Raw genomic sequence first — 26,489 nt, forward strand, 5'->3', positions numbered from 1 at the left:
ACTATGGACGGTCAAACGGGCATTTTTATGGTGGTTCATCCGGGCTCTTTGGGGTCTGGAGAGGTGTGGTAACCACCATTTTCCAAAGATGTCCCGGATGAACAACGTACAGAGAGATCACAACTAACAGTCGACTCTACCGGTTCGCGCGCCAGCCGATGCATTGAACGCCCCCACCCGCCACGCTGCCCACCACAGCAGCGCCAGCAACGCGATGCCAGCCCCCAGCAGGCACACAGCGGGCCAGCCATGCCGCACCTGCATCCAGGGCCCCGCCGCCGCTCCCGCACCGCTGCCCACCGCATAGAACAGCATGTACAACGCCACCAGGCGCCCATGCTGTTCTGCCGGTGCACGCAGCAACGATGCCTGGTTCGAGACATGCAGTGCCTGGCCGCCCAGGTCGAGCACGACCACACCCAGCAACAGCAAGGACAGCGAATACGGCAGGCCCAGCAGCGGCCACCACGCGACCAGCATCAACAACAGCGCGCCGAGGCTGACCCGATGCGCGAAACCACGGTCCATCCAGTGTCCGACCCGCGCCGCCATCAGCGCACCGACCACGCCGGCCAGGCCGAGCGCGCCGATGGTTGCGGTCGACCAGTGCAGCGGCGGTGCCGACAGCGGCAAGGGTGCCGCCGCCCAGAACACATTGAGGCCGGCAAACAGCAGCAATGCCAGCGGCCCGCGCTCGCGCAGCGTTCGATCGCGGCGCAGCATGCCCAGCATCGAGCCCAGCAGCTCGCGCCAGCGTGGAGGGACCGACGGCACCGGTACTGCGGGCAGGCGCCGCCACAGCAGCGCCGCCAACGCTGCCATCACCACCGCTGACAGCAGGTAGACCCTCTGCCAGCCAAAGGCCGCCGCCACCGTACCGGACACCACGCGCGCCAGCAGCAGGCCGATGAACACGCCGCCCTGCACCACACCGACCACGCGACCGCGCTGCTCGGGCCGTGCCAGCATGGCGGTATAGGCAATCAGGCCCTGGGTCAGCGCGGTGCCCAGCAGGCCTGCCAGCAGCATGCCCGACAACAGCCAGCTCGCCGTGCGTGACGCCGCCAGCCACAACAGGGCCAGCACCAGCGCGATCAACTGCAGCCGCAGCAGGCGTCGCCGGTCGCCGCGGTCCGCCAGCGGCAGCAGGCCAAGCAACGCCAGCACGCTGCCGGCCTGGGTGGCAGCCAGCACTGCGCCGGCCACGGCCCGGTCCATCGCAAAGGCGCGTGCAAGCTGATCCAGCAGCGGCTGCGCGTAGTAGACGTTGGCGACGCTGGCGCCGGCGGCAGCCGCAAGCAGGACCAGCAGCGGGCGGGGAAGCGATGTGGCACTCATCATATGGTTGCAATTTGAAACCAGATGCAGGCTATCGCCATTGGTTTTAAACTGCAACCACATTCGGAGATACCCAGCATGCACGCCGACAGCCCCTGCCCTGTAGCCCGCAGTGCCGACCTGCTCGGTGACCGCTGGGCATTGCTGGTGATCCGCGACGCCTTCGACGGCATCACCCGCTTCGGTGATTTCCAGCGCAGCCTCGGCGCGGCGCGCAACATCCTCAGCGACCGCCTGCGCCGGCTGGTCGAGGCCGGCATCCTGCAGCTGCAGCCAGCCTCCGATGGATCGGCCTACCAAGAGTACGTGCTCACCGCCGCAGGCCTGGAACTGTTCCCGCTGCTGGTCGCACTGCGCCAGTGGGGGGAGCGCCATCGCTTCGGTGCAGGCGAAGCCCATTCGCAGCTGATCGAATTGGCGACGCGGCGGCCGCTGCCCTACATGCAGCCGCGCGGGCGCGATGGCCAGCCGCTTCAGCCCACTGCCACCCGTGTGCGCAAGCTCAAGGACGACGGGCGCGACACCTGATCCGCCCATTCGCGCACACCGACGGACGCCCGCGCCGGTTAGCATCGGATCTTTCCGCCGCTGGATGCCGCCGATGTCGCGCTGTCGCCCTTCCCTGCTGACCGCCCTGCTGTTGCCGCTGCTGGCCTGCGCCACAGCAACCACGCAGGCCCGTGAGGTTGCCGCGCCCGCCGACCACGTGCAGGCCGATGGCCCCTATGTGTTCCGCCAGGGCAACCAGCTGCAGGCCAGTTGGATCTGCGACGACAAGGTCGAGTCGCACACACTTGCCACGCAGGCCGCAGGCGCCGACATCGCCCCGCGTTGTGGCTACGAACACAGCGTGCACGTGGCCGCCCCGAATGCGCCTTCGGTCTCCGTGCTGCCGGCCGTGCCGCGCATCGTGGCGCTGTCCGACATCCACGGCCAGTACGGGCTGCTGGTGCGCCTGCTGCGTGCCCACCAGGTCATCGACGCACAGGACCGCTGGGCGCTGGGCAAGGACACCCTGGTCATCGCCGGCGATGTGTTCGACCGCGGCCCGCAGGTAACCGAAGCCTTCTGGCTGCTGTATGGCCTGCAGCAGCAGGCGGCCGCCGCCGGCGGCGCGGTGCACTTCGTGCTCGGCAACCACGAGACCATGGTGCTGTACGACGACCTGCGCTACGTCAACCCGAAATACCTGCGCAGCGCCCAGCTGCTCGGTCGCAGCTACCCGCAGCTGTATGGCGCCGACTCGGTAATCGGCCAGTGGCTGCGCACCCGCCCGGTGCTGCTGAAGATCGGCGATAGCCTGTTCCTGCACGGCGGCATCTCGCCCGAGGCGGTGCAGCTGGCGCTGGACCCGGCACGCACCAACGCGGCCTATCAGGCCTCGCTGGGCCTGCCCAAGGCCGAAGTGAAGGCCGACCCGGCCACCGCACCGCTGTACGACGGCAAGACCAGCCCGATCTGGTACCGCGGCTATTTCGATGGCCGCCTCGACACCGCGGGTGTGCAGGCTGTGCTCGACCGCCTGCAGCTCAAGCGCATCGTGGTTGGCCATACCTCGATGCCGCACGTCAGCAGCTTCCACGGCGACCGCGTGATCGCCATCGACAGCAGCATCAAGAACGGCGAGAACGGCGAACTGCTGTTCATCGAGGGTGGCAAGCTCAGCCGTGGCCTGCTGGATGGTTCGCGGGTGCCGCTGGCGCTCGGTGAGCCGGGCCTGCAGGACTGAATGGAGGGACAGCGCGACGGTGCCGGGAGGTGCCGACGCGCTCCACCTGCAGCCGGTTTGCGGCTACCCTCGGCAGCCGAGAGGCCCACCCCGTCCATCCGGTGGGCCTGACCGTTACAGGAGCCCCGCGCATGCGCGTTCTGATTGCTGAAGACGACCCGGATATCGCCTCCGGCCTGTGCGCCTCGCTGCGCCGGCAGGGGCACGTGGTCGACCACGTCGACAACGGTGCGCACGCCGATGCTGCATTGGGCTCGACGCAGTACGCGCTGCTGGTGCTGGACCTGGGGCTGCCGCAGCTGGATGGCCGCGACGTGCTGCAGCGCCTGCGCCAGCGCGGTGATGGCCTCGCAGTGCTGGTGGTGACCGCCCGTGACGGCCTGGCCGAGCGCGTGCGTGTGCTCGACCTGGGTGCCGATGACTACCTGGTCAAGCCGTTCGCGCTGGACGAGTTCGAAGCGCGCGTGCGCGCCCAGCTGCGCCGGGTCACCAGCAATGGCAACCCGGACCTGCGCATCGGCCGCCTTCGCATCGACCTGGCCGGGCATCGGGTGTGGATCGACGACCAGTCGCTGGAACTGACCGCACGCGAGTTCGGCCTGCTGTCGGCACTGGCAGTGCGCGCCGAGCGCATCGTGTCACGCGCGCAGTTGGTGGAAGCGCTGTGCGACTGGGGCCAGGACCTGACCGACAACGGCCTGGACATCGCCCTGCACCGCCTGCGCCGCAAGCTGCAGCCCGGCGGCATGGGCATCCGCACCGTGCGCGGGCTGGGCTACATGCTGGAAGACGCGCAGGACAACAGCACCCCGTGATCAGTGGACCGCCCAGCCTGCGCCGGCGCCTGCTCGCCTTCCTGGCGCTGCCGATGCTGGGTCTGCTCACCTTCAACACGATCCTGGCCTATTACGTTGCGCTGGACTATTCCAACCGCATCCACGACCGCAACCTGATCGACGACACGCATTCGTTCGCGCAGATGCTGAGCACCATGCCGGTGACCAGCGACCTGTCGCCGCAGGCGCGCTTCCTGATCGAGTACGACCCCGACGGCCATCGCTACTTCAACGTCGACAGCAGCCGCATGGGGACGCTCAGCGGCAATGCCGACTTCAGCCCGTATGCCCCTTCGCAGGACTGCACCGGCGTGCATCCGGCCCTGTACGACGGCAACCTCAATGGCCAGCAGGTGCGCATGGCCACGGTCTGCACGCAGGCGATGAACGATCCGCAGGACCAGCTGGCGGTGACCGTGGCCGAGAGCATGGCCGACCGCCGACAGCGCGCGCGCGAGATCCTGATGATCATCATCCCGCTGATGACCATGCTGGCGCTGGGCACCGCAGCGCTGGTCTGGTTCGGCGTGACCTACGGCCTGCGCATCCTCACGCCACTGAGGACCCGCCTGGCGCAGCGCCGTGGCGAACTGGCACCGATTTCCGATGCCGACGTACCGGAAGAGATCCAGCCACTGATCAGCACCATCGACGATCTGTTTGCCCGCCAGGCGGAAATGATCACCCTGCAGAACCGCTTCATTGCCGATGCCGCGCACCAGCTGCGTTCGCCGCTGGCGGGCATGGCCCTGCACGTGGACCAAGCTCTGGCACACGGTGATCCCGATACGGTGCGCGAGGCGCTGCAGCACATCCGCCGGCTCAACCAGCGCACTGCCCGGGTCAGCACCCAGCTGCTGGCGCTGAGCCGGGCGCAGACCGTGCCCGATACCGTGGAAGCACTGGACCTGGGCGAGCTGGTGCCGCAGTGGGTTGGCATGCGCGTGCCGGAAGCGATCCGCGATGGCATCGACCTCGGCTACCGCGGCAGCCCCCGTCCGCTGCGTGTGCTCGGCAACGGCGCCATGCTGCAGGAGGCCCTGGACAACCTGATCGACAACGCCCTGCGTTATGCCGGCCGCAATGCCACCGTCACGGTGGGCGTGCATGCGCTGGACGACAATGATGTCGAACTCTATGTGGAAGACAACGGCCCCGGCGTGCCCGACGACGTGATGCCACGGCTGGGCGAGCGCTTCTTCCGGGCGCCGGGCACCGCTGCCAGCGGCACCGGCCTCGGCCTGGCCATCGCGCACGAGGCGGTAGAGCACTTCGGCGGCCGCCTGAGCTTCCTCAACCGCCCGGGCGGGGGGCTCAAGGTCGCCATCACGCTGCCGCTGCTGAAGGCCCCCTGACCCGGCCCGGCGCGCTGAAAGGCTGGTGAAAATCGCGCTTGCGATCCTGCCATCCCCACTGCCGTCCCGGAGCCGCCAGGTGACCGAATCGCACGACTTCTTCCTCCCCGGTGGCCCCCAGGGCGTGCTGCTGGTCCATGGCCTGACCGGCACCCCGGCGGAAATGCGCATGCTGGGCAAGGGGCTGAACAATGCCGGCTTCACCGTCCACGGCGTGCAACTGCCCGGCCATTGCGGCACCGTGGATGACCTGCTGGCGACCACCTGGGAACAGTGGTACCAGGGCGTGGAAGATGCGGCGGCCGCCCTGCGCGGCAAGGTCGACCAGCTGTTCGTGGGTGGCCTGTCGATGGGCGCGGTACTCTCGCTGGCGTTGGCGGCACGTCGCCCGGAGTGGGTGTCCGGCGTGGGCGTGTACGGCGCCACTTTCCGTTACGACGGCTGGAACATTCCCGCCGTGGCCCGCTTCTCGTTCCTACTGCCGTGGTTCAAGCGCTTCAACATCGGCCGCGACCGCATGTTCATGGAAGAACCGCCGTACGGCCTGCGCGACGAGCGCCTGCGCGCGCAGGTCAGCGCCGCAATGCTGTCCGGCGACAGCGCGGCTGCCGGCCTGCCGGGCAACCCCTGGCATGCGCTGGCCGAGATGCGTGCGCTGAGCAACTGGACCCGCCGCCACCTGCACCAGGTCATCGCACCGTGCCTGGTGATGCACGCCCGCGAAGACGATGTGGCCAGCATGGGCAACGCTGAGCTGGTGATGTCGCGGGTCAGCGGCCCGAAGGAACTGGTGGTGCTGGAAGACAGCTATCACATGATCACCATCGATCGCGAACGCCGCGATGTGATCCGTCGCAGCGCGCGCTTTTTCACCGAGATCGGTGAACGCACGGGCGTGCTCAAGGCGGTGGCCTGAGATGGGGGTACTCGCCACCCTGCTGTGGCTGGCCAATGTGGTACTCGATACCGGTGGCCAGCTCGCCTTCAAGGCCGCCGCCAGCGATCCGCAGGAAGGCGAAGGACTGCAACGCTGGAAACACATGCTCAGCCGCCCTTGGCTGTGGATCGGCATCGCCTGCTACGTGCTCGAGTTCGTGGCCTGGATTGCGTTCCTGTCGCTGGTGCCGCTGTCCAAGGGCGTGCTGCTGGGCTCGATCAACATCGTTGCGTTGATGATCGCCGGTCGTTTCCTGTTCCGCGAGAAGCTCACGCCGCTGCGGGTGGCCGGCATGCTGCTGGTCACCGCGGGCGTGGCGGTGGTGGGGGCCGGCTCATGAGGCGCCTGTATGTGATCGGTTTCCCGCTGCTGATGGCCTTCGACACGCTGGCCCAGCTGTGCTTCAAGTACGCCGGTGACGCCGCGCTGCCGGTCGAGGCCAACACCGCCTGGCTGCTGCGCGTGCTGTCGCAGCCGTGGGTGTACGGCGCCATCCTCGGCTACGTGGGCGCGTTCTTCACCTGGATGAGCCTGCTGCGCCATGCGCCGATCGGCCCCGCGTTTGCCGCCTCGCACCTGGAAGTGATCAGCGTGCTGCTGCTGTCGGCGTGGCTGTTGAACGAGCCGCTGACCCTGCACCATCTGTTAGGTGCGGTACTGATCGTGGCCGGCATCGTCTGCCTCGGCCGCGCTGAAGCGGACGACCCGCACAGTCCCGCCGAAAGCGCGTCGTGAGCGGGCTGCGATGAGCCTGTTCGCGCGCGAACTGCCACCTACCGCTGGCCTGCCGATTCAGGCCAGCGATTTCCTGCCCGGTGGTGGCGACCTGCGCGAAGTCCTGGCCAGCCAGCTCGCCACACCGCCACTGCAGCTGACCTGTTCCGGCACGCACGCGCTGCTGATCGCGCTGCGTACGCTGCGCAAGCGCGCGCCAAGGCGCGACACCGTGATCATGCCGGCCTATACCTGCCCGCTGGTGCCGATCGCGGTGCACAGCCTGGGCCTGCGCGTGCAACTGTGCGATACCCGTCGTGGTCACTTCGACTTTGATCCCGGCCAGCTCAGGCGTCTGGCCGATGCGCGCACGCTGGCGATCCTGCCGACCCACCTGGGCGGGCGCATCGCCGATGTCGAACTGGCCTGCGAAGTCGCCCGCAACGCCGGCGCCTGGGTGATCGAGGACGCCGCACAGGCACTCGGCGCACGGGTCGGCAACAGCAGTGTCGGCCTGCGTGGCGATATCGGATTCTTCAGCCTGGCTGCTGGCAAGGGCCTGAGCCTGCATGAAGGCGGCCTGCTGGTCAGCCGTGACGACGAACTGCGTGCCGGGCTGGCCGAACATGCCGTCCAGCACGTTCGCCCCAGCCTGCGCTGGGAGCTGCTGCGCAGCGTGCAGTTGATCGGCCTTGCTGCCTGCTATCGCCCTTCGCTGCTGTCGCTGGTGTATGGCAATCCATTGCGCAGTGCGCTTCAACGCGACGATCTGGAAGAAGCGGTCGGTGACATTTTCCCGCTTGATATACCGCAGCACCGGGTCAGCCACTGGCGGCAGAACATCGGCGCGCGTGCCGCGTGGCGCTTGCCGGCGTTCCTGCAGGCCGGTCGCCTGCGTGCGTTGCAGCTGCGCGTGCAGCTGGCACAGCTGCCAGCCGTTGAGGTGGTCGACGGCCTCGCCGGCAGCGGTGGCACCTGGCCACTGCTGATGCTGCTGCTGCCCAGCCAGCGCGCCCGCGATGCCGTGCTGAAGGACCTGTGGCCACGTGGTCTCGGCGCCAGCCGCATGTTCATCCATGCCCTGCCCGGCTACGCGTACCTGCGCGGCATCGTGCCGCAGGACGACATGCCCAATGCACGCGACTTCGCCGCACGCATGCTGACCCTTGGCAACAGCGCCTGGCAGACCCGCGAAGAGACTGCCGAAATACTGCAGGTCCTGGCCCGCGCCTGACCCGAACGTGCACGCGTGGCCTGCCCTCCGCGCATTCATCCGTGCACCTTCCTGAACGTTTTCCCAGCCTGTCAGAAGAGCCTTTCAACAGGAAAGGAACGAGAAAGGCGGCCTGCCTACATTGAGCCTGCCCCGGCATCGGGCCGGGCGTTTCTTTCATCGACGGACCTGCCCATGCACTGGAGCATCCTGTGTGACTTCGACGGCACCATCAGCCTCGAAGATGTCATCGACTCGCTGCTGGAAAAGTACGGCCAGCCGGGCTGGCAGGAACTGGAAGACCAGTGGAAAGCGGGAAAGATCGGCTCGCGTGAATGCATGCAGGGCCAGGTGCGGCTGCTGAAACTGGACCCGGCCACGCTCGACGCCCATCTGGACCAGGTACAGATCGATCCGGGCTTCGCCGCCTTTGTCAGCCGTGCCGAACAGCTGGGCCTGCCGCTGCGGATCGTCAGTGACGGCCTGGACTATGCGATCCACCGCATCCTGGCCAACCACGGCCTGTCGCAGCTGCCGGTGGTGGCCAACCACCTGCGCTGGTGCGAAGACCATTGGGAACTGGAGTCGCCCTACCAGGCCGAAGGCTGCCGCAGTGGCACCTGCAAGTGCACCTGCGCCGCGCAGGCGCGCGCCAACGAAGCACCGCGCGTGCTGATGATCGGTGACGGCAGCTCGGATTTCTGCGTGTCCGAAGACGCCGACTTCGTGTTCGCCAAGCGCCGCCTGATTACCCATTGCACGAATGCCGGCATCGAGCATGCCGCCATCGACACCTTCCACGATGCAGTCGCACTGTTGCCGCGCCTGCTCGATGGCAGCCTGCTGCAGCCACGTCGCATCGACGCCCGCCCGCAGCCCGCCGCACTGCCCCCACTGCTGGCCACCGCCTGAGCACTCCCTCCAAGCACGCTCCCCCGTCGCCCCTTTCGAACGTCCTTCACGGAACCGAACTGCATGAACATTTTTGACAAGAACGCCGACGCCGCTGCCTCCGACGCGCAGCTGCTGGCCGACGAAGCCCGCTACAGCTCCTTCGGCGATACCGTCCACTACGTCGACCCGCCGAAGATCTTCCAGCGCGGCGAAGGCAGCTACATGTTCGACGGTGCGGGCGTGCCCTACCTCGATCTGCAGATGTGGTACTCGGCCTGCAACTTCGGCTACAGCAACAAGCGCCTGAATGACGCGCTGAAGGACCAGATCGACACCCTGCCGCAGGTCGCCAGCCAGTACCTGCATCCGACCCGCGTGCAGCTGGCCAAGACCATTGCCGTGGACATGCACGAAAAGTTCGGCCTCGACGGTCGCGTGCATTTCAATGTCGGCGGCGCGCAGGCCATTGAAGACTCGCTGAAGATCGTTCGCAACGCGCGCGGCGGCAAGAGCCTGATGTTCGCCTTCGAAGGCGGCTACCACGGCCGCACCCTGGGTGCCTCGTCGATCACCTCCAGCTACCGCTACCGCCGCCGCTACGGCCACTTCGGCGAGCGCGCGATGTTCATCCCGTTCCCGTACCCCTTCCGTCGCCCGAAGGGCATGACCCCGGACGAGTATTCCGACCACTGCGTGTGGCAGTTCGAGCGCCTGTTCGAAAGCGAGTACAACGGCGTGTGGGACCCCAAGGTCGGCCAGGCCGAGTACGCCGCGTTCTACGTCGAGCCGATCCAGGGCACCGGCGGCTACGTCATTCCGCCGCGCAACTTCTTCACCGGCCTCAAGCGCGTGCTGGACAAGTACGGCATCCTGATGGTGGTCGATGAAATCCAGATGGGCTTCTGGCGTACCGGCAAGCTGTGGTCGATCGAGCACTTCGGCGTGACCCCGGACGTGCTGGTGTTCGGCAAGGCGCTGACCAACGGCCTGAACCCGCTGTCTGGCCTGTGGGCACGCGAAGAGCTGATCAACCCGACCGTGTTCCCGCCGGGTTCCACCCACTCCACCTTCAACTCCAACCCGCTGGGCACCCGCCTGGGCCTGGAAGTGTTGAAGCTGGGCAAGGAAATGGACTACGAGCGCACCGTGCCGGAAAAGGGCGCATACTTCCTCGACGGCCTGCGTGGCCTGCAGAAGCGTCACCCGGAAATCGGCGACGTCGACGGCCTGGGCCTGGCCCTGCGCGCCGAAATCTGCCAGGCCGACGGCTACACCCCGAACAAGGAACTGCTGGACCGCATGGTCGACATCGGCCTGGCCGGTGACCTCCTGCACGACGGCAAGCGCATGGGCCTCGTGCTCGACGTAGGTGGCTGGTACAAGAACGTGATCACCTTCGCGCCGTCGCTGGACATCAGCTACGAAGAGATCGACCTGGCGATCACCCTGCTCGACCAGGCGCTGACCAAGGCCAAGGGCTGAGACTGGATGGGCTGCCGGTTCCCGTGCCGATGGAGATGACGTCACGCGCATCCAGCACCGCGCTGGAACCGGCCGCGCTGCTGGAGGGCTTCCTGGCCCACCCGCCGCTCGGATTCGAGGCAGGCCGCCTTCCCAGCGGCCTGCCGACGTTCCGTGCGCCGCTGGACCTGACCACCACGATGGACGACGCGCTGCGCAGCAAGCTGCTCGGCCTGCCTCTGTCGCGCCTGTGGCGGCCTTGGATCACCTGGAAGACCCGCTTCGTCGGTGCCACCAGCACCGAGTACACCCCGCTGCCGGCGCACGTGGCGCCGGAGGCGCTGGCCGAGGACGTGACGCGTCACGCGATCGGCGATACCCGGCTGCTGGTGGTCAAGGACCTGGCCATCGATTCACCGCTGCTGGACGACGCGGCCAATGCGCACAGCGCGGCGTTCCTGCAGGCCTTGCTGGCGCGCGGCTTCGTTGAACTGGAAGGCATGCCGCTTGCCTGGGTGGCGATCGATTTCGATTCGCTCGATGGCTACCTCGGCCGCCTGTCGCCCTCGCGCCGCAAGAACATCCGGCGCAAGCTCCGTTCGCGTGATGACCTGCAGATCGACTGCATCGCCACCGGTGATCCGGCCCTCGCCGACCCGCAGCTGCAGGCCGAACTGTATGCGCTGTACCTGGGCGTGTATGCGCAGAGCGCGGTGCATTTCGACCAGCTCGACCTGCCCTACTTCCAGCATCTGCTGGCCGACAACCAGGGCCAGGGACGGATGTTCCTGTATCGCCACCAAGGGCAGCTGATCGGCTGGAACCTGTGCTACATCCACACCGGAAAGCTGGTGGACAAGTACATCGGGCTGGCCTATCCGCAGTCGCGCGAGCACAACCTGTACGCGGTCAGCTGGATGCACAACCTTGAGTACGCGCTGCAGCACGGCCTGAGCCACTATGTGGCCGGCTGGACCGACTCGCGGATCAAAGCCGAGCTGGGCGCCCGCTTCACCTCCACCCGGCACGCGATCCACGCCCGTTCCCCGCTGCTGCGCGCTGCCCTGCGCAAGCTGGCGCCGCATCTGCAGGGCGAACCTGATGGAGGCGGCTGAGCGATGCCGTTGCGTTCTCCGTTGATCCTCGACCTGGACGGTGGCGTGCTGCCGCTGCCCCAGGCGCAGACCCTGGCCCTGCCGCAGTGGCACGACCCTCTGCGCTTCGCCTGCAGCAATGCCACCCTGCACCGTTTCGCCGCCGAAGTGCTGGCGCCGCTGCCCGCGCAGCTCGGCACCGTGATGCTGGGCAGTGGCGACTTCCATCATCTCAGCCTGCCGCTGTTGCGCCGCATGCGCACACAGGCGCCGTTCCAATTGGTGGTGCTGGACAACCATCCGGACAACATGCGTTTTCCGTTCGGCATGCATTGCGGCTCATGGGTGAATGCCGCCAGCAAGCTGCCGCAGATCTCGCACACCCATGTGCTCGGCATCACCTCCAGCGACATCGGCCTCGGCCATGCCTGGGAGAACCACTGGCGCCCGCTGCTGGGCGGTCGCTTGACGTACTGGTGCATGGACGTGGATGTCAGCTGGGGCCATCGCCTCGGCATGGGCCACGCGTTCCGCCGCTTCGAGCACCCCGAAGCGCTGGTGGCCGCGTTCGCTGCCGAACAGGCCAAGTCGCCGCAGCCGGCCTACCTGTCGATCGACAAGGACGTGTTCGCCGAGGACGTCGCGCGCAGCAACTGGGACCAGGGCCGATTCCAGCTGGAAGACGCACTGGTGGTGATCGAGGCGCTGCGTGCCGGCGGCCTGGTCGGCAGTGACATCACCGGGGAAGTGTCGCTGGCCAACTACCAGAGTCGCTTCAAGCGCTGGTTGTCGTCGCTGGATGGCCAACCGGACATCAGCGCCGAAGATCTTCCTGCCTGGCAGGCGCGTCACCAGCAGGTGAACCGCGAACTGCTGGCGGCAATCGCCGCCATACCAACGGCCTGCTGATCGCGCCGGTCGTGCCAGCCGCTGGCCGGCATGGCTTCGGTAGTGCCAGCCATTGGCCGGCATGGCTTCGGTAGTGCCAGCCGTTGGCCGGCATGGCTTCGGTAGTGCCAGCCGTTGGCCGGCATGGCTTCGGTAGTGCCAGCCGTTGGCCGGCATGGCTTCGGTAGTGCCAGCCGTTGGCCGGCATGGCTTCGGTAGTGCCGGCCGCTGGCCGGCAATGCCAACCAAGGTTGGCATCTACCGGACCAATGCCGGCCAGCGGCCGGCACTACACTGGACTCCCGTCCCGGAGCCCTCGTCATGCCCCAGACCGTCATTCCGCAGCTGCGCATGCGCCACGCCGACACCACCCTGCCGTTCTACGTGCAGGGGCTGGGCTTCGTGGTCGACTGGGAACACCGCTTCGAACCCGGCTTCCCGCTGTTCGCCCAGCTCACCCGCGACGGCCAGACGATCTTCCTTACCGAACACAGCGGCGACTGCGAGGTCGGCGGCGCGGTGTACTTCATCGTTGACGACGTCGACAGCCTGCACCGCGCCTTCGGTGCCGCCAACGTCCCAATCGAGCAGCCCCCGCATGACACCGAATGGGGCAGCCGGGAAATGCTGCTGCGCGACCCGGATGGCAACCGGCTGCGCTTCGCCACCCACACCGACTGAATGACGTTGGCTTGAGATGGACATACGAAACATATACGATTCGTATATTCATACTTCGAGGCCATCCATGGGCATCGTCAACATCGATGACACCCTGCACGACCAGCTGCGCCGTGCCTGCACCGTCTCCAGCCGCTCGATCAATGCCCAGGCCAACTTCTGGATCCGGGTCGGCATGCTCTGCGAGCTGAACCCCACGCTGAGCTTCCAGGACATCGTCGCCAGCGAGCTGCGCGCGGCCGGTGTGCAGCCGCCGCTGCTGCCCCCGGGCCAGGTCTGAGCCGATGGGCATCATCAAGCGCCCCGACGAGATCGCGCTGATGGCCGAATCGGGTCGCCTGCTGGCGCAGGTGTTCGCCGCACTCGACCAGCTGCCGCTGCAGGGCCGCAGCACGATGGAGGTCAACGATTTCGTCGAACGCATGATCGTCGATGAACTGCAGGCGCGGCCGGCCAGCAAGGGCCAGTACGGCTTTCCCTACGTGCTCAATACCTCGATCGACAACGTGATCTGCCACGGCGTTCCCAGCACCACCGACGTGCTGCGCAACGGCCAGATCGTCAACCTCGACATCACCCTGGAGAAGAACGGCTACATCGCCGACTCCAGCACCACCTACCTGGTCGGTGAGGTCGACTACGCCGCGCGCAGGCTGGTGCAGGCCGCCTACCAGGCGATGTGGAAAGGCATCGCCGCGGTGCGCCCGGGCGCACGCCTGGGTGACATCGGCCACGCCATCGCCCGCCACGCGCGCAGCCACGGCTACAGCGTGGTGAAGGAATACTGCGGCCACGGCATCGGCCAGGAAATGCACGAGGAACCGCAGATCCTGCACTACGGCCACCCCAACACCGGCATGGTGCTGGAAGAAGGCATGGTGTTCACCATCGAGCCGATGCTCAACCAGGGCAAGCCGGCCATCCGCCAGCAGCCGGACGAATGGCCGGTCTACACCCGCGACGGCAAGCTGTCGGCGCAGTTCGAACACACCGTGGCGGTCACCGGCAGCGGCGTGCGCGTGCTGACCCTGCGCCCGGGCGAAACACCGTTGTGCGCGGTGGATGCCGCCTAGAGCGGGCGCAACAGCAACAGCATGGCAAGGCAGAGCATGAACATCGCCACGCCTGCATCCAGCACCCGCCACGCAGACGGCCTGCGGAATACCGGCTGCAGCAGCCGCGCGCCATAGCCCAGTGCACAGAACCAGATCACGCTGGCTGCGCAGGCGCCGGCTGCAAACGCCCAGCGCAGATCGCCCGGGTAGCGCGTGGACAGGCTGCCCAGCAGCACCACCGCATCCAGGTAAACGTGCGGATTGAGCAGAGTGAAGGCCAGACAGGTCAGCAGCACCTGCCGTCGATCGCCACCGTCCACGTCACCCGCCGCCAGTGCACTGCCACCGCGCCACGCACGCATCCCGGCCTGCAGGCCATACCAGAGCAGGAAGACCGCACCACCGATGCGCAGCACCTGCAGCAGCAACGGCCACTGCAGCACCAGCGCGCCCATGCCGCCCACGCCGGCCAGGATCAACGCGATATCCGCGCCGGCGCAGGCCAGCACCACCCTGCCCACATGACGTTGTTGCAGGCCCTGGCGCAGCACGAAGGCATTCTGTGCGCCGATGGCGATGATCAGGCCGGCGCCCGCGAAGAGGCCGGCGACGGTAGCGGCAATCCACATCGGGACAGGCCAGGCAGCGAGGGGACGCGCAGGGTGCGGCCAACAGCCTTGTTTAGACAAACTGATTTTTCTTTATCCTGTGCAGGAAAACTGAAGAGGCACCGGCATGGACCTGGTACACCCGCAACTGGCCGCGTTTGCCGCGGTGCTGGAGGAAGGCAGCTTCGAGGCTGCGGCACGCCGCCTGTCGATCAGCCCATCAGCACTGTCGCAGCGGATCAAGGCTCTGGAAGACCGGCTCGGGCAGGTGCTGGTGGTGCGCCAGGCGCCATGCCGCCCCACCGCCGCCGGTGAGGCGCTGCTGCGCCGGGTGCGACCGATGCAGGCGCTGGAGGCCGAGGCATTGGCCGAGCTGCTACCCGAGCGTGGCAGCAGCGACGCTGCGCGCACCCCGATCCCGCTGGCGGTCAATGATGATTCGCTCGATACGTGGTTCGTGCCGGCCATCGCCGACCTGCACCAGCGCCATGGTTACCTGTTCGACCTGCGCATGGACGACCAGGACCACACCCTGCGGTTGCTGCGCGACGGCAGCGTGCTGGGTGCGGTCACCGCCGAAAGCCAGCCGGTGAAGGGCTGCAACGTGCACCCGCTCGGCGCCATGCGCTACCAAGCGATTGCTTCGCCCGGCTTCGCCCGCCAGTACTTCAGCGATGGCATGGACGCCACGGCACTGGCACGCGCGCCGATGCTGGTGTTCAACCGCAAAGATGAACTGCAGTGGCGCTTCGTGCGTCGCCTGACCCGCGCGCGGCTGCAGCCGCCGCTACACTACCTGCCCTCCTCCACCGGTTTCGTCGAAGCCGCCGCGTGCGGACTCGGCTGGGGCCTGGCCCCGGAAACCCTGGCCGCGCCCGCTGTGCGCGCCGGCCGCGTGGTGGTACTGGAACCCCGCCGCTGGCTCGATGTGCCGTTGTACTGGCAGCATGCCGCCGTGCGCTCAAGCACGCTGCAGCACATCACCCAGGCGCTGCGTACTGCGGCCAGCGGCACCCTTCGTTGAGGAAAGACCGATGACCGCAGACCCGGGCTTCACACCATGCGCACTACCGTTTGCGCACTTCTTTACCACTGGGACGGCATGGGCGTGATCGGCCGACGTACAAGGATGCACAGCGCGAAAGTCGCGTTGACCCTGGCAGCCTGCCTGCCGCTTGCGGCGGCAGCGCAGAGCAGTGCCGATGCACCCGCACTGGACTGGGAACAGGCGCGGCAACGCCTGGAGCAGGTCTCCGATGCGCTGGCCGCTGCCGATGCAGCCGTTCGCAACAAGCAGGACCTGCAGGACGCCACCCGGCTGCTGCGCCTGCCGGAGATCACCGGCGAAGTGCGCCGCCTGCAGTTCCAGAAGACGCTCACTCTGCCGCTGGGCTCACTGGCGCCGGTGGCTGAAGCCTTCGGCATCGATTCGCCGCTGTCGTTCACCGAGCGCGACTGGCGCACCCGTCCAGTGGTCACCGCGGTGCTGCCGCTGTACACCGGCGGCGTGATTCCGGCCGCGCAGCGTGCGGCCAGTGCCGCCCACGAACAGGCCAGCGCCGAGCGCGAAGCACAACGTCAATCGCTGATCGTGCAGCTGGCCCAGGCCTACTTCGGGCAGCGCCTGGCCGAGCAGGCGGTGGACGTGCGCCGTGACGTGCGCGATGGCCTCAACCGCCACCTGTCCGATGCAGAGAAGCTGGAACGCGAGGGTTTCGCCACCCGCGCGCAGCGCCTTCAGGCCACCGTGGCCCGCGACAAGGCCGAGCGCGAATACCAGAAGACAGTGAACGACCTGGCCACGCTGAAGGCCGCGCTGGCCACGCTGCTGCGCAGTGGGGGCGAGGTGCAGCCGGTTTCGCCGCTGTTCGTGCAGCGCGTGCCGCTGGAACCGGTAGCCAGCTTCGAGCGTACTGCGCAGGCGCGCCAGCCGCAGATCGCACGCCTGCGGGCCATGGTGGCGCAGGCCGAACAGGGCGTGCGCGTGCAGCAGGCCAAGCTGAAACCGCAGATCTTTGCCTTCGGCCAGTACGACTTCCGCCGCCGCGACGAAATGCTGACCGATCCGGACTGGGCGTTTGGTATCGGCCTGAAGTACACCTTCCTGTCGCCGAACTCGCGGCCGGCACAGATCAGCGCCGCGCGCGCGCAGCTGGACCAGGCCGAAGCGGGCCTGCGCGAGGCCGAGAACCAGGTCGCGCTGGGCGTGCGCAAGGCCTGGAACGAACTGGAGACCGCGCGCCAGCAGTACGTGCTGCTCGACAGCAGCATCACCCAGGCACAGGAAAACCTGCGCCTGCAGGAGCTGGCGTTCCGCGAGGGCCAGGCCACCTCGCTGGATGTGATCGACGCGCGGCTCGGCCTGGGCGGTGCCCGTGTAGAGCGCGCACAGGCCGCCTACCAATACGATATTGCGCTGGCGCAGTTGCTGGAGGTCAGTGGACAGATGGACCGTTTTGAAGAATTCCGGCGCCGTGCGGACGAGGTGATCGACCATGAGTGATGTGCTGCACGACGATGCGACAACACCCCCGGCCAAGCGCCGCCTGGGCCCGATCCTGGTAGTGGTGCTGCTGGTCGCGGTGGTGCTCGGCCTGTGGCTGGCCTGGCGCAGCCCGGCCGACCAGATCCAGGGCATGGCCGACGCGGACACCATCAACGTGGCCGCCAAGATCACCGCGCGCGTGGCGGAGTTGAAGGTGCGCGAGGGCGACCGCGTGCAGCCCGGGCAGGTGCTGTTCCTGCTCGACAGCCCCGAAGTGGCCGCCAAGGAACAGCAGGCCCACGGCGCGTTGGCCGCCGCACAGGCGGTGGCCGACAAGGCCGACGAAGGCGCGCGCAGCGAAGACATCCGCGCCGCCGAAGCGAACTGGAAGCGCGCCGAAGCCGGTGCAACGCTGGCCGAAGCCACCTACCAGCGCGTGCAGAACCTGTTCAACGAAGGGGTGATGACCCGGCAGAAGCGCGATGAAGCGCATGCCCAGGCCACCAGTTCGCGCGAACTGGCCCGTGCCGCGCGCGCGCAGTACGACATGGCGTTGGCCGGCGCACGCGAGCAGGACAAGCGTGCCGCGCAGGGCCAGGTGCAGCAGGCGCAGGGCGCGGTGGCCGAAGTCAACGCCGCCCGTGCCGAAGTCGAAGGACGCGCGCCTGTGGCGGGCGAGATCAACAAGCGCATGGCCGACCCGGGCGAACTGGTGCCGGCCGGCTACCCGGTATTCACCCTGGTCGACATCGATCGCATGTGGGTGGCGATGAACCTGCGCGAATCACAGATGCAGGGCCTGAAGATCGGCAGCAAGCTGCAGGGCAACGTGCCGGCACTCGGCCTGGACGGCGAGTTCGAGGTCTACTTCATCAACCCTGCCGGCGACTATGCGACCTGGCGTACCACCCGCCAGTCGTCCGGCTACGACGTCCGCAGTTTCGAGGTGCGGGTGCGCCCGGTACGCCGCATCGAGGGCTTCCGCCCCGGCATGAGCGTGCTGTTTGCATGGCCCCAGCACTGAGCCCGGACCGCAACGGCTTCGCTGCTTCGTGGCGGCGCGAGCTGCAGTCGCTGCGCGGCAACCGTGCCGACCTGCTGCTGGTCACCGTGCTGCCCCTGCTGATGCTGGCGGTGATGGCGTGGATGTTCTCGCCGTCGGTGATGCGCGACATCCCCATTGCCGTGGTCGACCTCGACCACAGCAGTGACAGCCGCCTGCTGCTGCGCATGCTCGATGCCAGCCCCGGCGTACGCATCGCCAGCCAGCCGGCGGACCTGGAGGACGCGCGTTCGCAGCTGCGCAGGCTGGACGTGTTTGCCATCGTACTGGTGCCGCGCGATGTCACCCGGCAGGCGCTGCGTGGACGCCAGGGCACGGTGTTCGCCTATTACAACGCCACCTACATGACCACCGGCCAATCTGCGTCGCGCGATATCGGCGACGCAGTCTCGGCCTGGAACGCACGCCTGCTGCGCGAACGCATCGGCCTGCAGGTCGGCCCCGGCAAGCTGCGTGCGGCACCGATCGCGGTGCAGTCGGACATCCTGTACAACCCTGCGCGCAGCTACGAGTTGTTCCTGCTACCGCTGATCTTCCCAGCCGTGCTGTCGCTGGTACTGGCACTTGCGGTGGCCGGCAGCCTCGGCCGCGAGATCCGCGACGGCACCCTGCCCGCCTGGCTGGGTCGAACGCCGTGGTCGGCGATTGCCGGCAAGGTCGCGCCGTACATCCTGCTGTTTTCGCTGTATGGCGCGCTCGGCATCGGTTACCTCGCCTGGCTGCGCGGCGATGGTGTGGCCGGCAGCGTGCTCCTGCTGCTGCTCGCACAGCCACTGTTCTACCTGGCCACGGCCGCCTACGCGTTGTTCTTCGTCGGCGTCACCCGCGACATGGGTACCGCGCTGTCCGCGGTCGGCCTCAGCATCGGCACCGCACTGGCGTTCTCCAGCGCTACCTTCCCAGTGCTGGATGGCCCCCTGTTCACCCGCATCTGGCATCAGCTGCTGCCACTCAGCGCCTACATCAAGCTGCAGACCCAGCAGCAGTTCATCGGTTCGCCGCTGCAGGTTTCGGTGTGGCCGTTGGCCACATTGCTGCTGATGGCGGTGGTGGCAGGAGGCATTGGCGGCCTGCGCCTGATCGCCTTTGCGCGCACGCCGAAAGCCGCGCAGCCTGCGGGAGCTGACGCATGAGCGTGCTCTGGCGCAGCCTGCGGCAGACCCTGATGGCGGTGCTGTGCGACCGCTACGCGATCGTGGTGATGGTCGGTGCGGTGATCCTGTATTCGTTCTTCTATCCAGCCGCCTACCGGCACCAGGTGGCCGGCAACCTGCCGGTGCTGGTGGTGGACGAAGACCATAGCGCGACCAGCCGCGAACTGCTGCGCAAGCTCGATGCGCTCCGCGTCGCACACGTGGTCGGGCAACCGGCGGACATCGACAGTGCGCGTCAGCAGCTGGAAGCCGGCCATGCCGAAGGCATCGTGCTGATCCCGGCCAACCTGGAGCGCGACATCCTGCGCGGCCACCCGGCCAAGCTGGTGCTGCTCGGCAACGGCGCCTACCTGGGCCGTGCCAGCTGGGTGCTGGGCAGCGTGGCCGATGCACTGGGCGCGTTCGGGCGTGACGCCGTGGTCGGCCAGGCCGCCTTCATGGGCGCGCCACAGGCGCCGCCGGTCACCCTGGTGCAGCGCCCGCTGTACAACACCCAGGAAGGCTATGGCAGCGCCATCGTGCCCGGTGTGGCTGAGCTGATCGTACACCAGACCCTGCTGATGGGCATCGGCGTGCTGCTCGGTGGTCGTCGTCTTGCACTCGGCCGGCGCCTGCGCTTCGACCTCCCGACCCTGGCCGGCATGGCGATGGGCTTCGGCCTGATCGGCCTGTTCGGCCTGTTCTGGTACGCCGGGTTCACCGCCTGGGTGCAGGACTATCCGCGCGGCGGGAACCCACTGGGCCAGCTGCTGGGCGGCACCCTGTTCATCGCCGCTACCGTGGTTTTCGGTCTGTTCGTCGGCAGCTTCTTCCGCATCCGCGAACGCGCCTTCCAGTACATCATCGCCACCTCGATCCCTCTGTTCTTCCTGGCCAACCTGTCGTGGCCGGCAGTGATGACGCCGCAACCGCTGGTCTGGCTGGCGCAGCTGCTGCCTACCACCTCCGGCATCAACCTGATGGTGCGGCTGAACCAGATGGACGCCAGCCTGGCCGACGTCAGCCACGAACTGATCACCCTCACCGTCCTGCTGCTGCTCTACGGCAGCCTCGCCACCTGGCGCCTCCTCGCAAAAAAGGGGACGGAGGGGATTAAGTCGTAAACGGCAAGGTTGGGGGATTGCGACTTAATTCCCTCCGTCCCCTTTTTTCTGCAACGAAGAACGCCGGCGTGGGGCCGGCGTTCGGGTACTGCGGTGTGGAAGGGGAAACGGGGGCCTTCGGCGATCGATCAGCGGTAGACGCGTTCGCAGCGACGTTCAACCACGCGGTCACCGTTCTTCTGCTGCTGGTTGCCTTGGATCTGGCGGCCGGCCGCACCACCGGCCACAGCGCCGGCCACCGTTGCAAGCTTCTTGCCGTTACCGCCGCCCACCTGGTTGCCCAGCAGGCCGCCGATCACTGCGCCGGTAGCGGTACCCGTGATGCGGTTCGGATCGCGCGAGTTGCGCTGCACTTCCACGTTCTTGCAGACCACGCGACTGCCGTCGTTGAACTTGCGTCCCTCATCGCGCGGCCCATACGTCTGCGCACCGGCCACCGACGAAGCCGCCAGCAGCGTGCCCAGCACAAGCAATCGGGTCGAGGTCTTCATGGCCATCTCCTGAGTTCCGGTATGGCGCAAGTGTCCTCCTGCGGTTGGCAACCGGAAGTGAAATGCGCGTGTCCGCCGCCTCATCGGCCATCGCGCGTTCAGGAAGAAATCCGAGCCCATCACGATCAGCCAGCGTGATAGGCGCTGTCTTCCTACCGGCATGGCCCTCTGCTAGAACTCTTCCCAACCGCCCGCATTGGCGGCCAGCGTCGGTTCCATCCGCGGCGGCAGCACCGCCGGCCGGCGTACCGGTGCAACCGATGCCGCCACGGCTGCCAGCGCCGGGCGGACCGCTGCGGCGGCGGTCACCGCCCCCGTGCGGAACACCGAAACTGCTTCGGCCAGCAGGTTGGCCTGCTCCTCCATGGAGCGTGCCGCCGCGCTGGCTTCTTCCACCAGCGCCGCATTCTGCTGCGTGGTCTCGTCCATCTGCACCACCGCCTGGTTCACCTGTTCGATACCAGAGCTCTGCTCCTGCGAGGCGGCAGAGATATCTGCCATGATGTCGGTCACGCGCTGCACCGAGGCCACGATCTCGCCCATCGTGGTGCCGGCCTGACGAACCAGCGCCGATCCATCGGCGACCTTGCCGACCGAATCCTCGATCAGGCCCTTGATCTCCTTGGCCGCACCGGCCGAGCGCTGCGCCAGCGTGCGCACCTCACTGGCCACCACCGCAAAGCCCCTCCCCTGCTCGCCGGCACGCGCAGCTTCCACCGCCGCGTTCAAGGCCAGGATGTTGGTCTGGAACGCGATGCCGTCGATGACACTGATGATCTCGGCGATCTTCTTCGACGAGGCTTCGATGGCCGACATGGTGGTGACCACCTGGCCGACCACCTCGCCGCCCTGTGAGGCGACGCCATGCGCACCGATGGCAAGCTGGTTGGCCTGGCGTGCGTGCTCGGCGTTCTGTTTCACGGTGGAGGTCAGTTCCTCCATCGACGCAGCCGTCTCTTCCAGGTTCGCCGCCTGCTGCTCGGTGCGCCGCGACAGATCGGTGTTGCCCGAAGCGATCTCGCCTGCCGCCAGGTTGATGCTGGACGCGCTGGACTGGATACGGCCGACAATCTGCTTGAGCTGATCGACGGTGGCGTTGCAGTCATCACGCATGCGGGCGAACACGCCGTGGAAGTCGCCCTGCATGCGTACAGTGAGGTCACCGCGCGAGATCGCCTGCAGCAGGGTCGACACCTGCACCAGGTTCTCGTCGGTGGTCTGCATCAGGCGATTGAGCCCGGCCACCATGTCGCGGAAATCATAGGCGAAGCGATCTTCATCGCCGCGCAGGCTGAAGTCGCCGGCGGCTGCGGCCGTCGCCAGCCGGCGGATCTCACCGTTGATCGCCGACAGGCTGGTCTTGGTTTCGTCCATGGCCTGGGTGATTGCGGCCTTCTCGCCCGGCAACGGATCCATGTCCACTGACAGATCACCGCGGGCGTAATGCTTCATTACTTCGATCAGCCGGTTCTGCACCTGCACATGCGAGCCGACCAGCGCATTGGTCTCGTGCACCATGCGCCCGTAGTCGCCAGGAAAAGCACTCTCGTCCATGCGATAGCTGAGGCTGCCCGCGTCGTGCTGGCGGGCCAGTTCACCCTGCGCCGCCATCACCGACTGCAACTGCGCCTGCATGCGCTGCATCGACCTGAGCAGCTGCGTCACCTCATCGTTGCCGGACGCGTCGATGCTGTTGTCCATCCGCCCGTTGGCGATGCCGTCGGCCAGCTTCACCGCACCTTCCAGCGGGCGGGTCAGGCTGCGGGTGATGGCCCACGCGGCCAGCGAGCCCAGTACCAGGCTCAACGCGCCGAACACGATCGACAACGTGCCGGTCCAGGATTCGGTTGAACGGTATTCCTCGCGACTGCGCTCGGTCAGTGTCTCCTGATGCCGCAGCAGGGTCGAGATCGCCTCATTCCATGCGGTGGCCAAGCCGTGCTCGGCGAGCAGTTCCTTGGCCGCGCCGTCGAAATCACCGGCCTTCATGCGCTCGTGCAGATGCTGGGTGGAGGCGTCGGTGGCCTTGCGTGCCGCGTCGATTTTCGCCACCAGGGCATCACCAGTGGCGTCGCGTGGAATCTTGATGTACTTGGCCCAGATACCGTCGTAGGTCTGCGACAGCTCCTGCGCCTTCTGATAATCCTTGTCGAAATCCTCACCGCGCTTGATCACCATCAGCCGGCGATGCATCAGCACCGCGTTGTTGGTATCCAGCATGTCGTTCAACAGCCGCATCTTCACCATGTTGACGTCCACCACTTTCTCGAACTGGGCGGACTTCAGGTGGTTTCCGTACAGCACGAGGCCAACGATGGCCACGATGAACAGCAGCAGCAAACCGAACCCGGCACCCAGCCGGGATCCCACTCGGAGGTTGCGTAAGGCGAGCATCTCAATTCCCTTGATCATGGCCGTATGAAGGGTGACGGCGCAGCGGAGGGAAACTTTACGGGACTTTATATATGGACCGATCCAAATATATGGAACTGTGCAGGCAGTCAGAAAATGCAGCGACCAATAATGGCGCCACATCATTACCGAATGCCACTGACACGCCAGCGCCCGATGAAAATTACACAAATTGACACCATAATCACGCCTACCCCATCCAAGGCGGCCCGGATTATCTGCGCCGGACACAACCGTCGCCCGGGCGGGCTACAGTCTGCAGATGACACGGATCCCACACATCGAAGGCGCGTCCATCAACGACATCATGGCCAACGAAGACTGGCAGCTGGGCGCAAGCCTGGACGCGCTTGATGACCCGCTGCACGGCAGCTACGGCGCGCTCGCCGGTCATGCCGCCACCACGATGGTGTGGCGTGACATCGCCCACGGCCGCGAGGCACTGGGCCGCGAGACCACGCGCGCCTGGCTGCGGTCCAAACTCGATCAGGACGGCAGGTTCAACGGTCCGGTCATCCAGCCTCAGTTGACGGCACTGTCGATTGGCCAGGGACAGGCCTACTTCGAGATCGTCATGGAGATCTTCGGCAGCCATCCGCAGATCACCCTGGTGCCAGGCTGAGCACTCTGCAGCAACCAGCCCCCATCAGCTCAAAGCTTGGCCAGGGCCTCGCCCAGACGGCGTGGGAACGCCACTTCGCTGGCCAAGTGCCATGCGCGTGCATTGGCGCCCAGCCGGGTCCACTCGGCCTCATCCATCGCCAGCGCACGCTCGACGGCCTGTTCCAGCGCCTTCTCATCCACATGCCAGGTTCTGGACAGATGGCAGGGCTCGCCCTCGTGCGCGGCGACCAGGATACCGCGGCTGTCGTCGATCATCTGGTTCATCGGCGCGCCGTCGCAGGTGATCACCACCGCGCCGCAGCTCATCGCTTCCACCAGGTAATGGCCCCAGCCTTCGGTCTGCGACAGGCACAGGTGAAACGCATGTTCGTTCTGCAGGCGCTGCACCTCCTGGTCGGGCAGCCGCTCGCGGACGATCCGCAGGTTCGCGGCCCCGCCCTCATCTTCGTCCGAAGGGCCGCCGCGCAGGATGGTCAGCAAGGGCCACTCAGGGTGCCGCTTCCAGACATTGACGAGTGCAGCCGTCCCCTTCATGCGACTGGTACCGGCCGCATGCAGGAAGCTGCGCGGTCTGCGCGGCACCGCTGGGTCGTAGCGGTCACGGCTGCAGAAACCAACTTCCAGCGCGCGCATGCCCAGTGCGTTGAAGATGCGCGTGGCTTCTTCGGTCTTGGTCAACAACGCATCGAACCGCGGCAGGATCCGCAGGCTGCGTGCGGACACCCATTCCGGATTCGGAATCAACAGATTGACCTCGGCCAGTCCAAAGCTTGCCGGCCGGACATGCTCCAGCGAGATGTTGATGTCGAACCGGGCCGGCGTGCGCCCCAAGCTGAGCCACGAGGCCAGCAGCCTGCGCAGGCGCATCCCGCGCAGTTTCCAGGCACCACCATTGCGCACCGCGTCCAGACGGCTGACCGTCACCGTGTGCCCGAGCTGCTGCAATGAGCGCTCGATCACCTGGATGTCATGGGACAGGCCACGCTGGTTGTCGGCGGCCAGTAGATGGATATGCGCCATCAGGACGGACTCCCTGGCCGATGCAGGTTACGCGCCGGCAAGGCGGTCGCCATCATGAAGCCCAGCACCAGGTAGAAATAGAACGAATGCGGCATCGCCCGGTAGAACACGTTGTCCGTGAACGCCGAAAGCGCATAGACGATGACCACGGCAAGTCCGGCGATGGCGATCGTCGCGGTGATGTCGTCGGCGTGGCCGAGGCGCCGCACGAAATGAATGCCGGGCAGGATGAAGACCAGCAGCATGATCAGCAGCAACGGCACGCCACCGGTCACCGCCGCTTCCAGGTACTCGTTATGCGGGTGGTTGTAGCGGAAGATCGACTCGGACACCTCGCCGCGGGCGATGCCCTCACGTGCATAGGTACCGAACTGGTTCAGGCCCACCCCCGCCACGGGATGCTCGGCGAAGGCGTCGACCGCCACGCCCCACATGGCGATGCGCTCGCGGACCGAGCCGACCTCCTTTTCCTGGTTGAAGCCGGAGATCTCGCCACTGACCTCACCGAAGCGCTGGATCACCTCGTGGTTCAGCACCGAGGTGGCGCCGACCACGCCGATGGCCAAGGCACCGACGAAGACCAGTGCCCCCCGCCAGCGCCGGGTTCGCCGGACGTGCACCACAATCACCATCAGCATGGCGGGAATGAACGCCAGGATCGGCCCGCGACTCTGCGCCAGGATCGAACCGTAGACGCCGACGGCGATGGCCACGCCGTGCAGCCAGCGTTCGGCCGGATGCACATTGGGCTGGATCAACCGGATGACCGAGAACAACGCCATGCACAGCGTCACCATGGTGAACTCGATGGCCGTCCATTCGCCGCCACTGAAACCGTGCGCGCGTTCAAGACCCATCACGTGGTGCTGCACGATGCACGACCCGCCGAAGACTAGGGTGGAAACGGCGAAGATCTTCCAGATCAGGCGCCAGTCCAGCGCAGTGGCGAACACAGCAGCGGTACCCAGGTAGAGCAGTGTCTGCGCCGGCAGATCCAGCTCGTTCCAGCGCAGCCCGTGCCAGAGGATGCTGTAGAAGGCATAGGCCAGGCGCAGGAAGCAGACGATCACGATGAACCGGGCGATGCGGTAGCGCAGGCGGACATCGGGCTGGCGGCGAATCAGAACCACGCCGGTGACCAGCAGGGCCAGCAGCAGCACCGCCTTCAGCAAGGTGTAGGGTGCGGAGCCGGCAAGCGGAACGATGGCGACCAGGATGCTCAGCAGGACGGTACGCCAAGTGTAACGAGGTTCGGCGGCCATGCAGGCTGCAGTCATGCTTGTTCTTTCCATCAACGCCCGCCCGGGGACAAGTCGCCCCGTTTTCCATGGAGG

27 protein-coding genes are annotated in these 26,489 nt (G+C 66.9%); 21 read left to right on the forward strand and 6 right to left on the reverse strand.

What is annotated here, in order from left to right; translation table 11 throughout:
* Positions 1–123: 123 nt before the first annotated feature.
* The gene (locus tag AC5P68_RS08325) at positions 124–1,341 is read right to left on the reverse strand and encodes an MFS transporter (protein ID WP_414497946.1); all 1,218 of its coding nucleotides are present in this window, start codon (positions 1,339–1,341) and stop codon (positions 124–126) included.
* Positions 1,342–1,416: 75 nt separating this feature from the next.
* Here AC5P68_RS08325 and AC5P68_RS08330 point away from each other — a divergent pair, with 75 nt between their 5' ends.
* From AC5P68_RS08330 to map, 15 genes are all read left to right on the forward strand, one after another.
* Positions 1,417–1,866 carry a winged helix-turn-helix transcriptional regulator gene (locus AC5P68_RS08330; RefSeq protein ID WP_005408672.1) on the forward strand — a complete coding sequence of 150 codons (450 nt, stop codon included), beginning with the start codon at positions 1,417–1,419 and terminating at the stop codon, positions 1,864–1,866.
* A gap of 73 nt (positions 1,867–1,939) precedes the next feature.
* Positions 1,940–3,067, forward strand: a complete 1,128-nt coding sequence (locus tag AC5P68_RS08335) for a metallophosphoesterase (protein ID WP_049433037.1) — start codon at positions 1,940–1,942, stop codon at positions 3,065–3,067.
* Positions 3,068–3,198: 131 nt separating this feature from the next.
* Positions 3,199–3,882, forward strand: a complete 684-nt coding sequence (locus AC5P68_RS08340; RefSeq protein WP_049404780.1) for a response regulator — start codon at positions 3,199–3,201, stop codon at positions 3,880–3,882.
* Positions 3,879–5,258: a sensor histidine kinase gene (locus tag AC5P68_RS08345; protein ID WP_231522556.1), complete on the forward strand. Its 1,380-nt coding sequence runs from the start codon at positions 3,879–3,881 to the stop codon at positions 5,256–5,258. Before AC5P68_RS08340 ends, AC5P68_RS08345 begins: the two co-directional genes overlap by 4 nt.
* Before the next feature lie 79 nt (positions 5,259–5,337).
* Positions 5,338–6,174, forward strand: a complete 837-nt coding sequence (locus AC5P68_RS08350; protein ID WP_049404776.1) for an alpha/beta hydrolase — start codon at positions 5,338–5,340, stop codon at positions 6,172–6,174.
* A 1-nt stretch (position 6,175) separates the two neighbouring features.
* Positions 6,176–6,535 carry an EamA family transporter gene (locus AC5P68_RS08355; RefSeq protein WP_111109013.1) on the forward strand — a complete coding sequence of 120 codons (360 nt, stop codon included), beginning with the start codon at positions 6,176–6,178 and terminating at the stop codon, positions 6,533–6,535.
* Positions 6,532–6,930 (forward strand): DMT family transporter, encoded by a 399-nt coding sequence (locus AC5P68_RS08360; protein ID WP_005408666.1) that lies wholly within the window; start codon positions 6,532–6,534, stop codon positions 6,928–6,930. Before AC5P68_RS08355 ends, AC5P68_RS08360 begins: the two co-directional genes overlap by 4 nt.
* Before the next feature lie 10 nt (positions 6,931–6,940).
* Entirely contained in the window at positions 6,941–8,143 is a 1,203-nt protein-coding gene (locus tag AC5P68_RS08365) for a DegT/DnrJ/EryC1/StrS family aminotransferase (RefSeq protein WP_049404773.1), read from the forward strand.
* Between the two features lie 174 nt (positions 8,144–8,317).
* Positions 8,318–9,034, forward strand: a complete 717-nt coding sequence (locus tag AC5P68_RS08370) for an MtnX-like HAD-IB family phosphatase (protein ID WP_005408664.1) — start codon at positions 8,318–8,320, stop codon at positions 9,032–9,034.
* 63 nt (positions 9,035–9,097) lie between these two features.
* Complete coding sequence (locus tag AC5P68_RS08375) at positions 9,098–10,498, forward strand: aspartate aminotransferase family protein (protein ID WP_005408663.1); 1,401 nt, start codon at positions 9,098–9,100, stop codon at positions 10,496–10,498.
* A 29-nt stretch (positions 10,499–10,527) separates the two neighbouring features.
* On the forward strand, positions 10,528–11,592 hold the full coding sequence (locus AC5P68_RS08380; protein WP_164208163.1) for a GNAT family N-acetyltransferase: 1,065 nt from the start codon (positions 10,528–10,530) through the stop codon (positions 11,590–11,592).
* A 3-nt stretch (positions 11,593–11,595) separates the two neighbouring features.
* Positions 11,596–12,480 (forward strand): arginase family protein, encoded by an 885-nt coding sequence (locus AC5P68_RS08385; protein WP_231522557.1) that lies wholly within the window; start codon positions 11,596–11,598, stop codon positions 12,478–12,480.
* A 300-nt stretch (positions 12,481–12,780) separates the two neighbouring features.
* Complete coding sequence (locus AC5P68_RS08390) at positions 12,781–13,140, forward strand: bleomycin resistance protein (protein WP_024958234.1); 360 nt, start codon at positions 12,781–12,783, stop codon at positions 13,138–13,140.
* 67 nt (positions 13,141–13,207) lie between these two features.
* Complete coding sequence (locus tag AC5P68_RS08395; protein ID WP_005412680.1) at positions 13,208–13,420, forward strand: ParD-like family protein; 213 nt, start codon at positions 13,208–13,210, stop codon at positions 13,418–13,420.
* A gap of 10 nt (positions 13,421–13,430) precedes the next feature.
* Positions 13,431–14,213: a type I methionyl aminopeptidase gene (map, locus tag AC5P68_RS08400; protein ID WP_181453457.1), complete on the forward strand. Its 783-nt coding sequence runs from the start codon at positions 13,431–13,433 to the stop codon at positions 14,211–14,213.
* Here the strand turns inward: map and AC5P68_RS08405 are convergent.
* Entirely contained in the window at positions 14,210–14,824 is a 615-nt protein-coding gene (locus AC5P68_RS08405; protein ID WP_049404764.1) for a LysE/ArgO family amino acid transporter, read from the reverse strand. The two genes, map and AC5P68_RS08405, sit on opposite strands and share 4 nt — an antisense overlap.
* 106 nt (positions 14,825–14,930) lie before the next feature.
* Between AC5P68_RS08405 and AC5P68_RS08410 the strand changes: the two genes are divergently transcribed.
* The 5 genes from AC5P68_RS08410 (at position 14,931) to AC5P68_RS08430 (ending at position 20,608) form a co-directional block, all read left to right on the forward strand.
* Positions 14,931–15,827 carry a LysR family transcriptional regulator ArgP gene (locus AC5P68_RS08410; protein ID WP_012479551.1) on the forward strand — a complete coding sequence of 299 codons (897 nt, stop codon included), beginning with the start codon at positions 14,931–14,933 and terminating at the stop codon, positions 15,825–15,827.
* A gap of 78 nt (positions 15,828–15,905) precedes the next feature.
* Positions 15,906–17,306 carry a TolC family protein gene (locus tag AC5P68_RS08415; RefSeq protein ID WP_049404762.1) on the forward strand — a complete coding sequence of 467 codons (1,401 nt, stop codon included), beginning with the start codon at positions 15,906–15,908 and terminating at the stop codon, positions 17,304–17,306.
* Positions 17,299–18,312: an HlyD family secretion protein gene (locus AC5P68_RS08420; protein WP_033834499.1), complete on the forward strand. Its 1,014-nt coding sequence runs from the start codon at positions 17,299–17,301 to the stop codon at positions 18,310–18,312. Before AC5P68_RS08415 ends, AC5P68_RS08420 begins: the two co-directional genes overlap by 8 nt.
* Positions 18,297–19,484, forward strand: coding sequence for an ABC transporter permease (locus AC5P68_RS08425; RefSeq protein ID WP_033834498.1), 1,188 nt, complete (start codon positions 18,297–18,299; stop codon positions 19,482–19,484). Before AC5P68_RS08420 ends, AC5P68_RS08425 begins: the two co-directional genes overlap by 16 nt.
* The gene (locus AC5P68_RS08430) at positions 19,481–20,608 is read left to right on the forward strand and encodes an ABC transporter permease (protein WP_111109007.1); all 1,128 of its coding nucleotides are present in this window, start codon (positions 19,481–19,483) and stop codon (positions 20,606–20,608) included. Before AC5P68_RS08425 ends, AC5P68_RS08430 begins: the two co-directional genes overlap by 4 nt.
* 128 nt (positions 20,609–20,736) lie before the next feature.
* On the opposite strand, the gene AC5P68_RS08435 is transcribed toward AC5P68_RS08430, so the two are convergent.
* Positions 20,737–21,105: a glycine zipper 2TM domain-containing protein gene (locus AC5P68_RS08435; protein ID WP_032965667.1), complete on the reverse strand. Its 369-nt coding sequence runs from the start codon at positions 21,103–21,105 to the stop codon at positions 20,737–20,739.
* A gap of 165 nt (positions 21,106–21,270) precedes the next feature.
* A complete protein-coding gene (locus tag AC5P68_RS08440) occupies positions 21,271–23,493 on the reverse strand; it encodes a methyl-accepting chemotaxis protein (protein WP_231522601.1) in 2,223 nt (740 codons plus the stop codon).
* A 280-nt stretch (positions 23,494–23,773) separates the two neighbouring features.
* Here AC5P68_RS08440 and AC5P68_RS08445 point away from each other — a divergent pair, with 280 nt between their 5' ends.
* Positions 23,774–24,133: a barstar family protein gene (locus tag AC5P68_RS08445; protein ID WP_033834496.1), complete on the forward strand. Its 360-nt coding sequence runs from the start codon at positions 23,774–23,776 to the stop codon at positions 24,131–24,133.
* A gap of 29 nt (positions 24,134–24,162) precedes the next feature.
* Here AC5P68_RS08445 and AC5P68_RS08450 read toward each other — a convergent pair whose 3' ends face one another.
* Positions 24,163–25,155: a glycosyltransferase gene (locus tag AC5P68_RS08450; RefSeq protein WP_049404756.1), complete on the reverse strand. Its 993-nt coding sequence runs from the start codon at positions 25,153–25,155 to the stop codon at positions 24,163–24,165.
* Complete coding sequence (locus tag AC5P68_RS08455) at positions 25,155–26,432, reverse strand: O-antigen ligase family protein (protein ID WP_033834494.1); 1,278 nt, start codon at positions 26,430–26,432, stop codon at positions 25,155–25,157. Before AC5P68_RS08455 ends, AC5P68_RS08450 begins: the two co-directional genes overlap by 1 nt.
* Positions 26,433–26,489 lie beyond the last annotated feature (57 nt).

This window comes from Stenotrophomonas sp. YJH_SMC_58, from assembly GCF_059369635.1.

What these genes read in the sequence shown, in the direction of transcription:
- AC5P68_RS08325 (WP_414497946.1), bottom strand. Translation starts at nt 1,341, where the DNA reads ATGATGAGTGCCACATCGCTTCCCCGCCCGCTGCTGGTCCTGCTTGCG.
- AC5P68_RS08330 (WP_005408672.1), top strand. Translation starts at nt 1,417, where the DNA reads ATGCACGCCGACAGCCCCTGCCCTGTAGCCCGCAGTGCCGACCTGCTC.
- AC5P68_RS08335 (WP_049433037.1), top strand. Translation starts at nt 1,940, where the DNA reads ATGTCGCGCTGTCGCCCTTCCCTGCTGACCGCCCTGCTGTTGCCGCTG.
- AC5P68_RS08340 (WP_049404780.1), top strand. Translation starts at nt 3,199, where the DNA reads ATGCGCGTTCTGATTGCTGAAGACGACCCGGATATCGCCTCCGGCCTG.
- AC5P68_RS08355 (WP_111109013.1), top strand. Translation starts at nt 6,176, where the DNA reads ATGGGGGTACTCGCCACCCTGCTGTGGCTGGCCAATGTGGTACTCGAT.
- AC5P68_RS08360 (WP_005408666.1), top strand. Translation starts at nt 6,532, where the DNA reads ATGAGGCGCCTGTATGTGATCGGTTTCCCGCTGCTGATGGCCTTCGAC.
- AC5P68_RS08365 (WP_049404773.1), top strand. Translation starts at nt 6,941, where the DNA reads ATGAGCCTGTTCGCGCGCGAACTGCCACCTACCGCTGGCCTGCCGATT.
- AC5P68_RS08370 (WP_005408664.1), top strand. Translation starts at nt 8,318, where the DNA reads ATGCACTGGAGCATCCTGTGTGACTTCGACGGCACCATCAGCCTCGAA.
- AC5P68_RS08375 (WP_005408663.1), top strand. Translation starts at nt 9,098, where the DNA reads ATGAACATTTTTGACAAGAACGCCGACGCCGCTGCCTCCGACGCGCAG.
- AC5P68_RS08380 (WP_164208163.1), top strand. Translation starts at nt 10,528, where the DNA reads ATGGAGATGACGTCACGCGCATCCAGCACCGCGCTGGAACCGGCCGCG.
- AC5P68_RS08385 (WP_231522557.1), top strand. Translation starts at nt 11,596, where the DNA reads ATGCCGTTGCGTTCTCCGTTGATCCTCGACCTGGACGGTGGCGTGCTG.
- AC5P68_RS08390 (WP_024958234.1), top strand. Translation starts at nt 12,781, where the DNA reads ATGCCCCAGACCGTCATTCCGCAGCTGCGCATGCGCCACGCCGACACC.
- AC5P68_RS08395 (WP_005412680.1), top strand. Translation starts at nt 13,208, where the DNA reads ATGGGCATCGTCAACATCGATGACACCCTGCACGACCAGCTGCGCCGT.
- AC5P68_RS08405 (WP_049404764.1), bottom strand. Translation starts at nt 14,824, where the DNA reads ATGTGGATTGCCGCTACCGTCGCCGGCCTCTTCGCGGGCGCCGGCCTG.
- AC5P68_RS08410 (WP_012479551.1), top strand. Translation starts at nt 14,931, where the DNA reads ATGGACCTGGTACACCCGCAACTGGCCGCGTTTGCCGCGGTGCTGGAG.
- AC5P68_RS08415 (WP_049404762.1), top strand. Translation starts at nt 15,906, where the DNA reads ATGGGCGTGATCGGCCGACGTACAAGGATGCACAGCGCGAAAGTCGCG.
- AC5P68_RS08420 (WP_033834499.1), top strand. Translation starts at nt 17,299, where the DNA reads ATGAGTGATGTGCTGCACGACGATGCGACAACACCCCCGGCCAAGCGC.
- AC5P68_RS08425 (WP_033834498.1), top strand. Translation starts at nt 18,297, where the DNA reads ATGGCCCCAGCACTGAGCCCGGACCGCAACGGCTTCGCTGCTTCGTGG.
- AC5P68_RS08430 (WP_111109007.1), top strand. Translation starts at nt 19,481, where the DNA reads ATGAGCGTGCTCTGGCGCAGCCTGCGGCAGACCCTGATGGCGGTGCTG.
- AC5P68_RS08435 (WP_032965667.1), bottom strand. Translation starts at nt 21,105, where the DNA reads ATGGCCATGAAGACCTCGACCCGATTGCTTGTGCTGGGCACGCTGCTG.
- AC5P68_RS08440 (WP_231522601.1), bottom strand. Translation starts at nt 23,493, where the DNA reads ATGCTCGCCTTACGCAACCTCCGAGTGGGATCCCGGCTGGGTGCCGGG.
- AC5P68_RS08445 (WP_033834496.1), top strand. Translation starts at nt 23,774, where the DNA reads ATGACACGGATCCCACACATCGAAGGCGCGTCCATCAACGACATCATG.
- AC5P68_RS08450 (WP_049404756.1), bottom strand. Translation starts at nt 25,155, where the DNA reads ATGGCGCATATCCATCTACTGGCCGCCGACAACCAGCGTGGCCTGTCC.
- AC5P68_RS08455 (WP_033834494.1), bottom strand. Translation starts at nt 26,432, where the DNA reads ATGACTGCAGCCTGCATGGCCGCCGAACCTCGTTACACTTGGCGTACC.